The organism is Paenibacillus sp. FSL L8-0708 (assembly GCF_038009325.1).
Classification (GTDB): domain Bacteria; phylum Bacillota; class Bacilli; order Paenibacillales; family Paenibacillaceae; genus Paenibacillus_AQ; species Paenibacillus_AQ odorifer.
Map to the genome: position 1 here is coordinate 2,870,184 of NZ_JBBPBC010000001.1, position 16,297 is coordinate 2,886,480.

The 16,297-nt window shown below is 45.0% G+C and carries 12 protein-coding genes and 1 riboswitch; of the genes, 5 read left to right on the forward strand and 7 right to left on the reverse strand.

From position 1 onward, the window contains the following. The first annotated feature begins 24 nt into the window (after positions 1-24). A complete protein-coding gene (locus NYE58_RS13410; RefSeq protein WP_341002044.1) occupies positions 25-2,778 on the forward strand; it encodes an alpha-mannosidase in 2,754 nt (917 codons plus the stop codon). A gap of 70 nt (positions 2,779-2,848) precedes the next feature. Here NYE58_RS13410 and NYE58_RS13415 read toward each other — a convergent pair whose 3' ends face one another. Beyond that, entirely contained in the window at positions 2,849-3,286 is a 438-nt protein-coding gene (locus NYE58_RS13415; RefSeq protein ID WP_076130010.1) for a MarR family transcriptional regulator, read from the reverse strand. A gap of 257 nt (positions 3,287-3,543) precedes the next feature. On the opposite strand from NYE58_RS13415, the gene uvrA reads away from it, so the two are divergent. Both uvrA and NYE58_RS13425 read left to right on the forward strand, forming a co-directional pair. Then, positions 3,544-6,048, forward strand: coding sequence for an excinuclease ABC subunit UvrA (gene uvrA, locus NYE58_RS13420; protein WP_076220586.1), 2,505 nt, complete (start codon positions 3,544-3,546; stop codon positions 6,046-6,048). 553 nt (positions 6,049-6,601) lie between these two features. After that, complete coding sequence (locus tag NYE58_RS13425; protein ID WP_341002045.1) at positions 6,602-6,793, forward strand: hypothetical protein; 192 nt, start codon at positions 6,602-6,604, stop codon at positions 6,791-6,793. 372 nt (positions 6,794-7,165) lie between these two features. Here the strand turns inward: NYE58_RS13425 and NYE58_RS13430 are convergent, their stop codons facing one another. From NYE58_RS13430 to NYE58_RS13455, 6 genes are all read right to left on the reverse strand, one after another. Continuing rightward, positions 7,166-7,735, reverse strand: coding sequence for a YdeI/OmpD-associated family protein (locus tag NYE58_RS13430; RefSeq protein ID WP_076277443.1), 570 nt, complete (start codon positions 7,733-7,735; stop codon positions 7,166-7,168). Between the two features lie 56 nt (positions 7,736-7,791). Next, positions 7,792-8,307, reverse strand: coding sequence for a DinB family protein (locus NYE58_RS13435; protein WP_076130596.1), 516 nt, complete (start codon positions 8,305-8,307; stop codon positions 7,792-7,794). A gap of 83 nt (positions 8,308-8,390) precedes the next feature. Continuing rightward, positions 8,391-9,302, reverse strand: coding sequence for a helix-turn-helix transcriptional regulator (locus NYE58_RS13440; protein WP_076219801.1), 912 nt, complete (start codon positions 9,300-9,302; stop codon positions 8,391-8,393). Positions 9,303-9,444: 142 nt separating this feature from the next. Beyond that, positions 9,445-10,620 carry a KamA family radical SAM protein gene (locus NYE58_RS13445; RefSeq protein ID WP_370510815.1) on the reverse strand — a complete coding sequence of 392 codons (1,176 nt, stop codon included), beginning with the start codon at positions 10,618-10,620 and terminating at the stop codon, positions 9,445-9,447. 131 nt (positions 10,621-10,751) lie between these two features. Beyond that, positions 10,752-10,895: riboswitch (cyclic di-AMP (ydaO/yuaA leader) on the reverse strand. 48 nt (positions 10,896-10,943) lie between these two features. After that, complete coding sequence (locus NYE58_RS13450; protein WP_076277442.1) at positions 10,944-12,611, reverse strand: AraC family transcriptional regulator; 1,668 nt, start codon at positions 12,609-12,611, stop codon at positions 10,944-10,946. 139 nt (positions 12,612-12,750) lie between these two features. Beyond that, positions 12,751-13,776 carry an ABC transporter substrate-binding protein gene (locus tag NYE58_RS13455; protein ID WP_076219799.1) on the reverse strand — a complete coding sequence of 342 codons (1,026 nt, stop codon included), beginning with the start codon at positions 13,774-13,776 and terminating at the stop codon, positions 12,751-12,753. A gap of 526 nt (positions 13,777-14,302) precedes the next feature. Here NYE58_RS13455 and NYE58_RS13460 point away from each other — a divergent pair. Next, on the forward strand, positions 14,303-14,965 hold the full coding sequence (locus tag NYE58_RS13460) for an HAD family hydrolase (protein WP_341002046.1): 663 nt from the start codon (positions 14,303-14,305) through the stop codon (positions 14,963-14,965). Positions 14,966-15,007: 42 nt separating this feature from the next. Beyond that, a complete protein-coding gene (locus NYE58_RS13465) occupies positions 15,008-16,213 on the forward strand; it encodes a mannitol-1-phosphate 5-dehydrogenase (protein ID WP_339281953.1) in 1,206 nt (401 codons plus the stop codon). The last annotated feature ends 84 nt before the right edge of the window (positions 16,214-16,297 follow it).

Consider the following 16,297-nt stretch of genomic DNA (forward strand, 5'->3'; position numbering starts at 1 on the left):
ATTGCATATAAGGAGGTCTTCCCTTTGGAAAGTTCAAAACAATCTATTAGCGCTCAGACAGCCCATATCATTTCCCATACACACTGGGACCGGGAATGGTATCTCCCCTATGAGAAGCATCATGTACGCTTAGTGAAACTGGTTGATGAATTACTGAACCGGTTGGATGAGGATAACGAATTTAAGAGTTTCTATCTGGATGGACAGACGATTATTCTGGAAGATTATCTTCAGGTTCGTCCCGAAAATCAAGAGCGGCTGCAGAAATATATTACGGAAGGTCGCCTTCTAATAGGACCTTGGTATATTTTGCAGGATGCGTTCCTTACCAGTGGGGAGGCCAATGTTCGTAATATGCAGATTGGCCATCAGGATTCGAAGCGTTACGGGGAACCCTCCAAAATCGGTTATTTTCCGGACACCTTTGGTCTAGTCGGCCAGACTCCACAATTAATGCTGCAATCCGGCATCAATAATGCCTTTTTTGGAAGAGGTGTGAAGCCCACTGGATTCAATAATACGGTGTCGGATGGAGGTTACGAATCCTCATTCTCGGAGCTGATTTGGGAAGGTCCTGATGGATCAAAAGTGCTCGGCATCCTATTTGCCAATTGGTATTCTAACGGAAACGAAGTGCCTGTAAATGAAGCAGAAGCCAAAGTGTTCTGGGAGAAAAAGCTGGCAGATGCGCGGAAGTTTGCCTCTACAGGTGAGCTGCTGTTCATGAATGGTTGTGATCATCAGCCGGCTCAGCTGGATTTGCCAGAAGCTATCGAAACTGCGAAGCGGTTGTATCCAGATATGGAGTTCATTCATTCGAACTTTCCTGATTACCTTAAGGCCGTAGAGGGTGTAATGGATCGCAGCAATCTGTCGACTGTAAAGGGCGAACTGCGGAGCCAGCATACCGATGGATGGGGTACGTTAGTGAATACCGCGTCTGCTCGTGTCTATTTGAAACAGAGGAATCAGGAAGGGCAAATCTTGCTTGAAAAGTTGGCCGAGCCACTTGCTTCGTTCGCTCATTTACTGGGCAAAGAGTACCCCCATCATCTGTTCACCTATGCATGGAAGACATTAATGCAAAATCATCCGCATGATAGTATTTGTGGATGCAGCGTGGATGAGGTACACCGTGAGATGGTCACCCGTTTTGACAAAAGCCGTCATGTGGCAGAGACCATTGTTGAGGATAGTAAACGAGTGATTGCAGAAGCTGTGGATACGTCCGGGTTTACAGTATATGGTGAAGACGTGCTTCCACTAGTAGCGATGAATATGACGGGTTGGAGTCGCACGGGTACTGTGAGCGTAGAACTTGATGTGGCGCGTCTATATTTGCGAGAAGGGTTCTCTCTGGAAGAAACGGCTAGCCGTATGACTGGAATTGACTTGCACGGTCGTGTGTTAGTAGACGATCAAGGGAATAACATTGCCTCCCAGTTGGAGGACTTGGGGCTTCAGTTTAGTTATGATTTGCCAGATGATAAGTTCCGTCAGCCGTATATGTGCCGCCGGGTAAGACTTACCTTTGAAGCCGTAGAAGTTCCTGCGCTAGGTCTTCGATCATATGCTTGGGTTCGCCGAGCAGATGCAAAACTGCCAATAGCCGCTGAATCTTTGCTATATGGAGATCGGGTGCTGGAAAATGACGTTATCAAGGTAGTCATTAATGATGATGGTTCGTTTATGCTAAGTGACAAAACTAGTGGAGTGACCTATCAAGATCTTGGTGTATATGAAAACACCGGGGATATCGGCAATGAATATATGTACAAACAGCCAGAGGCCGAACAAGCTTTGACGACTAAAGGACTGATGGCTAACATTTGTGTACTGGAAAATACATCGTTTCGCGCCGCTATAGAAATTAACCATAACTGGGAGATTCCAGCCTCGGCAGATGATAAGCTGGATGAGGAGCAGCGTGCACTGGTTTATTATCCGGAGCGCAAAGCTCAGCGCAGTAGTGACACAGTCATTCTGAAACTTCGTACTGTAATCTCCTTGGAGCGGGGAGGAAAGGGATTGTATATCGAAACGACAATAGATAACCAGGCCAAAGATCACCGGATTCGTATACTGTTTCCGACAGATTTGAACGCTGCTACGCATCGTGTTGATTCGATGTTCGAGGTTGCTGAGCGGAAAATTGAACCAGCCACAGAATGGAAGAATCCGAGTAACACGCAACATCAGCAAGCCTTTGTTGATGTTAGTGATGGGAAAGCGGGTCTAACCGTCGCTAATTTTGGATTAAATGAATATGAAGTGCTGCGAGATGGGCGTAACACTATTGCGATTACGCTGATACGTTCTGTTGGCGAACTTGGTGACTGGGGGCTATTCCCAACTCCAGAAGCGCAGTGTCTGGGAGAGCAAGTTGTTCGTATGGAGCTTATCCCGCACACAGGTGAGGGTATAACTTCTGGTGCTTATGCTGAAGCTTACCAATTCCAGGTTCCGTGGATTGTTTGCCAGACCGATGTACATGCAGGCGTGGTTGCGCCGGTGTATACTCCATTTGATTGGGAGAGTAAGGAACTCGCATTTTCTTCACTGAAAATGAACGAGCAGACTGGAGACATACTGCTGCGTTGGTACAACATGGGTCAGCAGAACACCAACCTGGCCTTCCATTCGTCTATTCCACAGCAGTATTTCTATAAAACGACGATTCTAGAAGAGGAGAGCCACCCATTCACTAGTGATGAGAAAGGTAGCTTTGACTTACAGATCGGTCCATGCGAAATTGTAACGATTGGTATTAGAAAATAAATGAAAAAGGACGGTATCCAGAGAGTCGTATGACTTTTGGATATCGTCCTTTTTTGTATAAATACGTATCTTAGGAAGAAGATTTGCCGCGCGCAGTGGATCCAAGCTGATCAATCTGCTCTTCCAGAACCGCACTTGCTTGGCCTAAAAACTGCGAAATAAGGGCGAGCTCTTCATCCGTATAAGAAGCTGCGAGCTTAACCATGGCAGTATGGAGCGGTTGGTACGTATTAATGACATCATCTTTATTCTCATATAATGGCACGATAATCACTTTACGGCGGTCATTCGGGTCATTTTGTCTGCGGACATAGCCATTTTTTTCGAGCCGGTCTATTAATGCCGTAACACTGCCTGTGGTCAGACCCGTTAATTTGGACAGTTCTCCGGCAGTGATCGGACCTTTCTCCCGTAGAATATCTATAGATAAGAAATCATTATTGTATAACCCAAGTGAGGCGGCTACATTTTGTTGGTACAATACCGTTCGGTTTCCCAAACTGCGCATAAGCAAGGTGAATTGTTCCTGCTCTGGTGTAGGTTGTTCGTGGCTTGACAAAAGATAACGCTCCTTTTAAAATAATTATATCTTGATAGTCAAGATATTAGATTATAAAGTTATTCGAAAATTTTGTGATTTATCAAATACATTCTATCGAAATTAGAAATGTTTTGCAAAATAATTGCAATCCAACAACTTTGGGCAACCATATGGATAGAAGATATAACTACGAACCAGTGGGTTGAATTGAGAGGGGAATAGATGTGAAAGAGACTATTGTTATTAAAGGTGCAAGAGAGAATAATCTGAAAAATGTCTCGCTCACGATTCCTAAGTATAAGCTAGTTGTCCTGACAGGACCTTCGGGATCAGGGAAATCGACCTTAGCTATGGATACACTTCAGCGGGAATGCCAAAGACAGTATTTGGATTCCATGGGCATGACGTCAGATACGATCAGCAAACCAAAGGTGGAATCTATTATTGGACTGTCTCCGTCCATTAGTGTTGGACAACATGTCACCAATCGTAATCCCCGTTCGACAGTTGGGACAGTTACCGACATCTATACGTTTGTCCGGTTTATCTTTTCCAGATTAGGCGAGCGGGTTTGTTCTTCTTGTAGTGGCAGCATCCCACCTTCTTTTGAAGCGAGGGGAATGCTGATCGAGGAAGACGAGGAAATGGATGGTCAAACGATGGGGTGTCCGCATTGCGGAGCTGAGCTTGAGAAGCTGGGCATGTCCCACTTTTCTTTTAATAAACCGGAGGGAGCTTGTGAAGCCTGCGGTGGTGTTGGATCTGTGGCAATTATAAATGAAGCGGCGGTGTTTAATCCAGAGCTTAGTATGCGTGAGGGTGGGGTGGCCTCGCTGAATGGTGTTCATCGTGATATACAGATGCGTATATTAGTGGCCGCTGGCAAGCATTTTGGCTTTGAGTTTGATCCGGATCAGCCCTTAAAAGATTACGGCGAAATTCAGCGCGACTTGTTATATTACGGAGTGGAAAGTGAGGCGTTTAAGCGCCATTTTCCCAATGTTAAGCCGATTCAAGGCACCAAATTTGAAGGCGTCATTCCTGGTTTGTGGCGGCGTTACAAGGAGAAGGAAGGAGAAGCTGGTACACAGGAAAAAGACGGCGGATTTTTTCATGAGCAGCAATGCCCGGAATGCCTTGGCGCTCGCCTAAAAAAAGAAGTTCGTCTCGTTCGGGTAGCTGGCGCATCGATTACGGAGGTATCGGATTGGCCATTAAGCGATGTTTACGAGTGGACTAAAGGCTTGGAGGCGGCTTTGCCAACCGAGGGACTTCATCTGCTTGAACCTATCCTTCACGATATGCCTACCCGACTAAAACGGATTATCGATGTTGGTCTTGGTTATCTTTCCATGAACCGTCAGACGGTCTCCCTCTCTGGTGGAGAGGCACAGCGGCTGCGCCTTGCCTCATTGCTGGGGTCAGGTCTGACTGGAGTGTTATACATTCTAGATGAACCGACGACCGGGCTTCATCCGCGGGATACTGTTGGCCTCATTCGTGTGCTTCAGGAGCTGCGCGATTTGGGTAATACGGTGCTCGTTATCGAGCATGATATTGAGATGATGCGCGCTGCCGATCATATTATTGATATGGGTCCGGGTGCTGGTCTGGACGGCGGGCAAGTTGTTGGCGAGGGCAGCATTGAGGATTTGATGGTAAGCGAGACTTCTGTTACGGGAGCCTATCTTAGAGAAGAGCGTAATAAGACTGCTGCATACGTTCGCCGGAAAGGTGACGGAAAACAAATCACCATCCGACAGGCACAGTACCGGAATATTGATATCCCGGAGGTTTCATTTCCTCTAGGTTGTCTAGTTTCTGTAACTGGGGTTTCGGGTTCAGGCAAGTCAACGCTGGTCTTTGATATTCTTGCGCAAGGCAGTGCGAAAGGACATGAGCAAATAGGCTGTGCGGAGATTGCGGGCTTAGATCCGGTTGGAAATATAGTGATCTTTGACCAATCGCCCATGGGTAGAATGTTGCGTTCTAATGTAGCGACATATACAGATGTATTCACACATCTGCGCCAGCTGTTTGCTGCATTGCCGGAGGCGAAAAAAAGAAAACTGACTTCCAAGCATTTTTCCTTCAACACACCGGGTGGACGCTGCGAAACCTGTCAGGGTCTTGGGGTGCTGACTGTAGACATGAATTTCTTACCCGATCTGGAGGTTAAATGCCACGCATGCAAGGGGAGAAGATTTACGGATGAGGTTCTCCAGGTGAAATATGATGGATATTCCATCTCGGATCTGCTGGACATGTCCGTGCAGGAAAGCTTGCCGATTCTTAAGTCGGAAGCCAAAATGGCGGGGATTATCGAGACATTGTGTGAGGTAGGTCTCGGTTACCTTAAATGGGGACAATCTGTCAAAACCTTATCCGGTGGTGAAGGGCAACGGATTAGACTGGCTAAAGAGCTGAGCAAACCTTCCAAAAACCATACGCTCTATCTGCTCGATGAACCAACAACAGGCCTTCATCCGTCAGACATCAAGCAGCTCCATACCTTATTGAGCAAATTGGTTGATACGGGAAATACCGTCGTAGTTGTGGAGCACAGCTTAGAGTTGATTCGAGAGTCCGACTGGGTGATTGACATTGGCCCTGAAGGTGGCGTTGTGGGCGGTAAGCTTGTAGCTGAAGGTACACCGGAGCAGGTTGCTGAAGTGCGGGAATCCTACACAGGGATGTTCCTGAAACGGATTCTGGCTGAAGGGCTGTAACTTAATAAAAGAGGTGCCCAAAGCCATGAAAATGGCTGGGGCACCTCTCTTTTTTTGAACTTAAACCAAACCTCTGCTCTCAACTCTAAACTTTGCCTGAACGTCTGAACCAATCCCATTCGCGCGTACTTAGCACTTTCGGAATAAGAGATGAATTATACGTACGTAGCACATTAGGATTAACAGATGAATTTACACGTACGTAGCACTGTAGGATTAGCAGATGATCAAGAGTCGATGGTGTTTGATCCGCAGATGATTAGGATACGGTAGCATCAGACAGCGAATGACAGCGAAAGACTATGCTTCGGCGGTATCGGACTCAGGAGTCCAGCGAATGATCATTCTTAGGCGTATCGGACTCAGCAGACGTTATAAGCAGGAAAATCCGCCATTTGGAGTATTATCGGACCGCATAGCTCCTATTGGAGGGAAAATCACCGTATAAGAGCCAGTTTCTAAGGAATAGCTGCACTGGGGTCCGATAAGTTGCTGAAAAGGCGATAAATTAGTAAATAGCGTCATTGGAGTCCGAAAGCCTCAGCAGGAGATCATGGTAGCAGTAGCAGTAGTGGTAGCAGTAGACCCGGCGAATGATCATACTTCGGCGGTGTCGGACTCAGGAGTCCAGCGAATGATCATTCTTCGGCGTATCGGACTCAGCAGACCTTATAAGCAGGAAAATCCGCCATTTGGAGTATTATCGGACCGCATAGCTCCTAATGGCGGAAAAACCACCGTATAAGAGCCTGTTTCTAAGGAATAGTTGCGCTGGAGTCCGATGAGTTGCTGAAAAGGAGATAAATTAGTAAATAGCGTCATTGGAGTCCGAAAGCCTCAGCAGGAGATCATGGTAGCAGTAGCAGTAGCAATAGACCGAGCAAATGACTATACTTCAGCGGTATCGGACTCAGCAGACCTTATATGCAGGAAAATCCGCCATTTGGAGTATTATCGGACCGTATAGCTCCTAATGGCGGAAAAATCACCGTATAAGAGCCCATTTCTAAGGAATAGCTGCGCTGGAGTCCGATGAGTTGCAGAAAAGGCGATAAATTAGTAAATAGCGTCATTGGAGTCCGAAAGCCTCAGCAGGAGATCATGCATCTAGCGCAGCTTAATAATCTAGCAGACGTCCATTATCATGCCATTGCCCGTACATTTTATTTTCTTTAGTGTTTGCTATGAATTTGTCTAATTTAATCTTAAATAAATCTGGCTGATGTTTATTGCTTTGGATCGTGTCGATCCGAACTCTTTTATAAAGGGCTGGAAAGGCTGTGAAATTCTCATATACTTGACTGTCCTCTTTTAGCCTTTGCTCTATAATCTTATCTACTATAAAAGAATCAGGGTTCATATCAGGAAGTACCCGTTTTCCTTCAGCACTCATTAACCCCAGCTTTTCGAGGCGGCGGACACGCTCTTTATTCAATTCAGTCCAAGAGCTTCTTTTGCTTCGGGGAGAGAGTCTTTGCGCCAGCTCCGTTTCCGAAATTTTCTTTTTCACTCCATCGATCCATCCAAAACACAAACATTCCTCAACTACGTCCAAATATAGCAACGTTTCTGGGTTTGACGTCATACTAACGAGAACCCAACAAGATTTTTCAGTCTTAGAATTCTCCTGCAGCCAAACTCTTAAATCTTCTCTCGTTTTTACTGTAATTAGATTTTTAATCTCCATAATTAAAATACAATTTCCTTTCTAGGTATGGAGTGGAGCGTCTTGCCCATCCGAGATTAAATTGCTTTTGCAGGAACCTGATACCAAAAAAGAGCATAGTCATTCATGGTGGAAGCATGGCCTAACTGCCGTAACATAGTAGATACATTGCCTCTATGATAAGTCCCGTGATTGGCGACTTGCAACACAATTTCTGATAGGCGTGTTTGGCGGATTCCGGCGAATGGATTGTCAAGCAGAATGGTTTGCTCCAAATCGGATTGATTGTGTAACCATGCTTTGTATTGTTCCGATAGCTGGGCAAAGATATTTACGTATTCATCCACAGAATCTAGAATGCTCAAATTTAGCGGGATACTTTGTTGAAAAGCCTCTGGCATGGCAGTGCCTGTTAATACAAGATACCACATCGTATCAACCGCATAGATATGGCTAAGGGCATGAGCGATGGTGGGAAATGAGCTGTTCACTTCTTGACTTAGCACAGAAGGCGGGAGTTCCTTGATTCTCCCCAGGATAGTTTGGTTTGCCCATGTGTGGTATTTAAACATTTCTACTGGATAATTTGTCATTCGTACATTCTCCTTTTGAATGGTCATGGATTTGTTTTTTGTTACTGTAGTTAATATAAAAGAAGAAGTATGACATCAGACTGTCATACTTCTTCATAAAGTTTGAGTGTGTTTTGAAGCTGCTCTTTTAAAATACCTCGCAATGCAGGGGGTTCGAGGACTTCGGCGCCGCTGCCAAAACTCAGCAGAATGGACCAAAGCCAACGTGCTTCCAATGGCTTATACACAGGAATTCGCATCGTCATGCTTTTATCGGAATGAAATTCCTTGTCGACTTGATGAAACTGATCCAAAGCTTCTGCCAAAGCCTCAGGGCCTACCCGGATCACTATTTCCTCCACCTGATCTGCCCTGTTTGAACAGCCAGCCTCTTTGGGTACCTCATGTTGCGAATGAAAGGTATCCTGCGTCAGGAACAAATTCAGCATCCGGGAAAGTCGGAACTCCCTATAGTCCTGCCGAGCCCGGCAATAACCATAGATGTACCAGTTGCTATATTTAAAATGAAGCTTTACCGGTTCCATTTCACGGGTTGTACGTTCATTTTTTACACTGATGTAATCAAAACGGACAACATTTCGTTCCGATATAGCCGCACGTAAAAGAGGAAGTGCGTCAGGATCCGTACGCCGGGTTTCAAGATCCACCGCGAGACTAGAGGTCTGTGGCTCCGTTCCAATCGTTTGCAGCCGTTCAATGGTTCCTTGCGTATGCTCATCTTCAAACACGGAAGAAAGACTGTTAAGTACAGTAATCAGAGAAGTGACATCATACGAACGGAGCAGGCTTTTATCCATTTTATATCCGTCCATGATGCCATATCCACCTTTAGTACCCTGATACGATACGACCGGGATGCCAGCGGCACAAATCACATCGATATCCCTATAGATTGTTCGCTGGGAAACCTGAAACTCTTCAGCCAGCTTGGAGGCAGATAAAACTTCGTGGTTCAATAGTTTGTAGATCATAGAAATCAATCGTTCCAATTTCATGTGTGCATTCCCACCCATTAGTCCATTTCGTGTTACAGCGTGATTATATCATAGATTTTTTCGGGCTAATTTTGGGAGGGAGGAGTTTTGTTGTTGGTGATGAAGAAATATCCTATGACAGAGTCTGACAGAGCTGATTAATCTATTTACAGATTAAATCCGCAGGCTCGCCTGATAAATCATTAACAGAAATAATAGCATCGTTTTTTTTCACAGGTGGTGTCCAATATTGCTCATTCCCAGGCAGGTCATCGAACCATTCGGCGTCCTTTGGACAATCTAGAATCATAAATTTTCCGTATTCCTGATCTCTGGATTGATGGTATTTGAGATAGGCTTTCCCGTTATCAATGGCGAGAATTTCTATTTTTCCTGAGGTGTGGCTCATGGATAAGCGTACTCTTTTGCCAAGTCCTGAGGTTCTGGCTTTGGCTTCTTCTACAATTTGATAGACTTGCTCGAGCGGTAATACGAAATCCCGGTTTCCGGCTACGGGCCGGTTCACAAAGAAGTAGTAGGGTGTAACGCCAGCCCATGAAAGCCGGTCCAGTAGTTCCCCTAAAATAACGGGATCATCGTTGATGCCTTTGAGGATGGGGGTCTGATTTACGACAATTGCCCCTGCGTTGTGGAGAGCTTTAAATGCTTTTTTGGCTTCAGGTGTAATTTCACGAGGATGATTGATGTGCGCCATAACATAGATTCGTTTGTCTTCGGTAGAGTAAGTACGAATCAGCTCCAGCAGCTCTTCGTCTTCAGAGATCCGCATCGGATTAAATACGGGAATTTTGGAACCCAGTCTAATGATCTTAACATGCTCAATGCTTCTTAGATTTTCAATAATGGATCTTAGCTTCGGTGTGGAGAGAATTAAACTGTCCCCGCCCGTAAGAAGTACGTTGTTAATCTCCGGATTATTTGCGATATACTCCAAGCCCGGAGAGACATCAGCCATCGCCTCTTTCACGTCATTTCGGAACAGACGCTTACGGAAACAGTAGCGGCAATAAGCCCCGCAGACCTCGGATACAATCAGTAGTGCAGTGGTTCTATACTTGTGCTGACAACCAGGTACCACATAATTCGTGTCCTCATCGGAGGCGTCCCAGCGCCCATACTCCAGCAGTTCACCTTCGTTAGGAATAACCAGCTTACGGATGGGATCATTTGGATCATCCCAGTTAATCAAAGACAGATAGTAGTCATTTACACGAAAAACAAATTTGTCCGTAATTTCTTTCAGATTCTCTTTTTCCAGCTCAGACAACATAGCTATTTTGTTAATATCCGTGAAGTACTTTACCTTTTGCACGTACATCTCTCCTTTGTCTCGTAGTGTGAGAAATGAGGGAGCCTTAGTGTCAAAGGCCAATCTACTGCCAGCAGGGTCCAAAAAAGCACAAAAAGAGACCCTTAGCAAGGGTCTCTGGTTATGTAAATAACATGAAAAGCAGACCCATCCACTGCTGACGAGGTTAGCTGACGGACTCGGGTAAGATGGTACCCTACATTCTAATGCTCAATGATTCGCCCCAATTAACTGGTTCCCCCGCTTTTCAACTGTAAAAGTTGGAAATTAAGCGTAGATAAAGTATACCCTATCAAGTTTTGAAAAGTCAAAAGAGAATCCTGGATTCACTTTCAATTGCTAGCGCTACTTCCGCCGAGTAGTTTAGGCAACAGCGTTAGCAGCTTCTCCCGGGTTAACGCATCACTAGAGTTCCATTTGCTTCCGTCGAGCAGATAAACATGTCCCTGACGTACTGCCGGGAGATTGTTCCAAAGTGAACTGTCTAGTAGCCGTTCCATCGCAGCTCGCGAGTCTTTGCGTTCCGGAATGAACATGAAGATATGATCTCCGGCGTAGGCAGGCAGTCGCGTTGGATCAACTTCGGCGAACCCTAACTCTTCGTCCAATATGGCCTGGATCTCTTCGGTCGGTTGTAAACCACATGGGGCATAAAGCGCAGTGGAGAATCCGGACATTCCCATAGCATACAGATGATCTCCATGATCATAGACCAAAGCAGAGGCGGTTTCTCCAACTTGGAGGGTTGTCGTGTAAAGCTGCTGCCACATGGCAGCGTTTTTGATTGTGAATGACTCCAGCCATGCTTCGGCTTCGCGCTGTTTACCTAGCCAACTGCCTAATGTCCGCATTCGGTTGTCGAGAGGCGCAAATGAATCAAAGGTGAGTGTCGGAGCGATACCAGAAACTGCTCTGTAGGCTCTTTCATCACTATTTGCCAAAATGATCAAATCTGGGTTTAGGGAAGCGGTCAACTGCGGGTCCAGTGGAAACCCGACGTTGGCGAGCTTCTTAAGCCGATGTTTATAGACGCTGTTCCGGGCGAATGCTTCATCTCCACCGATAGGCTTTACGCCTAACGCGAGAAGGTCGCCAAGTGTTTCGCCATGATAGACAATACGTTTCGCTCGCTCTGGAATCTCCACCTCATGACCCGTCCAATCCTTGACGGTAAGCTTACGACCTTTCTGATGTGCATATTGTCCGGGTGTAACTCCGGTTTTTTGCCGAAAGCGGCGGCTGAAATAGTATTCGTCCGAGAAGCCGACCAGTCTGGCGATTTCCCGCAGTGGTTCAGTCGATTCCTGCAGGAATCGTTTGGAATGATTAATGCGCAGATCCGTCAGGTATTCAAGCGGCTTTTTACCCGTAAGCTGCTGAAAGATCGGTGTATATTGCCAGATTGATATTCCCGCCAGTTCAGCTAACTGCTTCACGGTGATACTCTCTGTATAATGCTCCTGAATGAATGTTATGGTCTTTTCTACGGATTCCGTAGGACTTGGCAGGTGTTTGGAAGGGTAATTATGCTCAAAAAGTAGCAGCAGCAATTCTTGGAATTTTAATTGTCGCTTGAATTGTTGTACATCATCGGTGTTATTCCTGTTCATGAGCAGGTCTTCGACTAGTCGGATTACCTTGGTGAACGGGTGCACAATTAACTCCCGTCTGCCGGAAAGCAGCTCTCCAGAATATCGTTTAGGAAGCTTGGTTGTATAAATTGCTGTAAAGGTGATGAGGTAATAATACAACGTCAGCTCCTGGTTGTCCGTACTATAGGAGATTCCAGGAGATAGTAGATAACATTTATCCGTACTTAGTATCACGCTTTGATCATCGAGGTTCAATTGTCCGTTCCCTCCAGTAAATATGAGAAGGGTATAGTCCTGGGTTGTACGCGTTATAGAGCTTGAATCGGCAGCTTGAATCATCAGTTCGGCCTCGTTTAGCTGAAATAGCAGAGAGTGGAGTGGGGGGCAGGACGATGATGTATGCAGCATGGGTTCAGCCTCCGTTCATTTGGTGAGAATGATTATCAATGAATTCATTGTATATAAAAAAAAGAAGCATATCAACAGCTGTTGACATGCTTCTTGCAGTTTTTTATCAGCCTTGTGTTAAACTCTTCATCACAGAAGGTTATTTCATATTCAATAGCTGTGGAATTTCGCCAAGCAGCCATTCTCTTGTTGTCGCATCACTTGAAGTCTTCATGATGTCTTGTGTATAGACATATCCGTTCTTGACAGCAGGAAGGCTCTTCCAGATAGGGCTCTTTAATAGATTCTCTGTGGATTGTTTTGCTTCTTCTGCCACTGGAGTCAAGAGGAATATCCGGTCTCCGGCATATTCTTTCAGGACTTCCATGGATACTTCCTGGAACCCTTTACCTTCATCAAGGATCGTCTGAATAGCTGGAGTTGCCTTGAAGCCATTCTCCCCATAGAGTACCTGGGAAAGTCCGGTTGCTGCCATTATAAACAGTCTGTCTCCTGGATAATAAGTGAAGACCGCAGCCGTTTCGCCCTCTTTCATGCCTGCGGATTTCAATTGCTTCCACATGTTCTCTTCAGCGGTTTTATACTGCGCAAGCCATGCTTCTGCTTCAGCCGTTTTCCCAACAATTCCACCAATGTCCAGCATACGTTCCTGGAGTGGGGCAAAGGTATCAAATATTATAGTGGGTGCAATTTTGGAGAGCTGTTCAAAATCAGCTTCATCTGTGCCCGCATAGATGATCAGGTCAGGCTGAAGCTCCAATGTTTTTTCCAGATTGATAGGGAAGCCTACATCCTCCACACCTTGTAATTGATCTTCAAAAACCTGGCCTTCACCCATAGAAAGAGGATAACCTACCGCTTGCACACCAAGTGCGAGCAAATCGCCATAAGTTTCTCCAGAATAGATAATTCGCTGCGGATTCACCGGAATCTCTACAGTATGCCCTATGTAATCTGTATAGGAGCGGGTAGTCGCTGCTGCTTCATCTGTACTGCTATCTGAGGGTTCTGCTGAAGGTACCGCGGTTGCAGCGGAAGAGTTCCCGGTTGCGTTCACCGTACTATTGGCAGAGGATTGTTCCTTTGAGTTTCCGCACGCCAGTAGCAATGTACTCAGCAAAAATAGTACACATACCACAGCGAAGGACTGTCGTACCTTGTTCATATCTTATTGCCTCCCTATTATATGTAACGACCACCAATAATGATAATCATTCTCGATTAAAATATATCATAAATTAAAGCCTCTTTTTACTCAATGGACAAAAAATAACCCCGTAATTTGATTTGTACAATCAAGTAAAAAGGATGTGTTTAAAATTATTTTGAATTATTTTTAGCTGCTTGGAAAAATACTCTAAATAACAGCAATCGAGAGAAAGAGAGGGAGCTTGTCTTCATAATAAACTTGGCAAAGGAATCCCTTGAAGCACATAGGATTGTGGTGTTTTTTTGAATCTGATTACTGTTATGTATTAAGAAGTTCAGGTGATGAAAAAATCCAGGTTTGTCCACATTGATTGTAATCGTTATCATTACGTGGCATGTTATCTACCGTGCTTGACGTCAGTAGAAGGGCTTTGTTATGGTTTTTATAGTCAAACGCAAGCCGAAATAGCTTTTTGTAGAATATGCAGAAGGTTTTGCGTAAGATATTCTAACCAAACATAATACGAGGGAGATGGTTGATTGTGATCAAAGGAATTATTTTTGATTTTGACGGAACGATTATCGACACGGAGACTGCTTGGTACACCGCATTTAACGAGGCTTATGCAGAATATGGAGTGGATCTGACGCTTGAACAATATTCCACCTGCATCGGCACGAGCTTGAACAGTTTTAATCCTTATGAATATTTAATGACTGATCTTAAGCTAGCGATTGACAAAGAAGAGTTCAGTAAGGCTGTTAAACAGAGACACAGCAAACTTATGGAGCTTGAAACAATACGACCAGGCATTCAGCATTATCTTGATTCCGCCAAAGCAGCTGGACTGCGCATAGGGCTGGCCTCAAGTTCTTCACTGGAATGGGTGGAAAAATATCTGAATCAATTGGGTATTCGCGAGTATTTCGAATGCCTTCGGACTGCCGACCATGTGGCAAAAGTGAAACCAGATCCGGAGCTATATAACCAAACGTTAGCTTGTCTTGGAATCACAGCTGATGAGGCGGTTGCTATCGAGGATTCACCGAATGGATCTAAGGCAGCGGCAGCAGCTGGCATCCGTTGCATTGTGACGCCTAACGAAATTACTAATTTTCTTGAATTCGATAAGCAGCACCATAAAATTGATAATCTAAGTCTTCTTGAATTTGATCATGTAGTTACTCAACGTTGCTTCGTATAGAGAAACCGAGAAACTAAGTTCAAATTAAAGGGGGATACCAAATTGAGAGCCGTACATTTTGGAGCAGGCAATATTGGCAGAGGTTTTATTGGGCCTATGTTGTCGGACTCCGGTTACAATGTTTGTTTCGTCGGAAGAAATAAGAGTAAAATTGCCCAATTGCAAAAACGTGGGCAATATCCTGTCACCCTAGCTAACAAGAACAGGGACAGCTTTATCGTTGATAATGTTACTGCAATCAATCTGAATGATACTGAGGACGTTACTAGAGCTATAGCAGAAGCTGAAATTGTGACAACTGCCGTCGGAATATCCGCTTTAAAAGATATTGCTGAGACCATTGCGCAGGGCATCGAACGAAGGCTTGAAAATAGCAGAAATCTCAACCCTCTTCATATCATTGCCTGTGAGAATGGGATTGGAAGCAGTCAGAAATTGAAAAAATCAGTTTATCGGCATATGAAGCAATCCTTCAAGGAACTTGCTGACCGCAATGTCGCTTTTCCCAATGCGATGGTTGACCGGATTGTACCTATGCAGAAAAATACAGATTCACTTGAAATCCTCGTTGAACCCTTCAGTGAGTGGGTTATTCCCCGCAGTGGAATGATTGGTAATTACAATGAAATTAAAGGCGTCCATTATGTGGATTCGCTGGCGCCATACCTCGAACGGAAGCTATATACTGTGAATACAGGTCATTGCAGTGCAGCCTATTTTGGATACCTGGAAGGTTATACTAGCATTCAAGAAGCGATGTCTGATCCCGAAATCAGAGTTCGTGTTCACGGGGTGCTTAAGGAAACAGGGGCCTTATTGGTGCATTTATATGGCTTCAAGCCCATAGAACATGACCGGTATATAGAAAAGATGATGGAACGATTCACTAACCCCAACTTTAACGATAAAATTACACGTGTCGCCCGCTCCCCGCTTCGCAAGCTTTCACCTAATGATCGACTCGTAAAACCGGCAATGCTTGCTCATGAACTTGGTTTTGAGACTTCACATTTAGTCTCAGCTATTGCTTCTGCACTTTATTTTGATCATGAAAAAGATCCAGAAGCCTTACAGCTTCAAGCGGACATTCGAAACCACGGGCTAAGTGAAGTCATTGCTGCACAACTAAAAATCCCCACGGAGCATCCGCTTCATGGTCGCATTATTTTGGAGTCCAACAAATTACGCGCGAGATATCCTCATAGGACTAGAATGAAGACAATAAGCGTCAGGGTACCCTACTTTTAATATAAAACGATGGTTATAAACCTATAAAAGAGTGTTCTCTGCTGGATGGGCAAGAACACTCTTTTTATAGGTTACGAAGTTCTG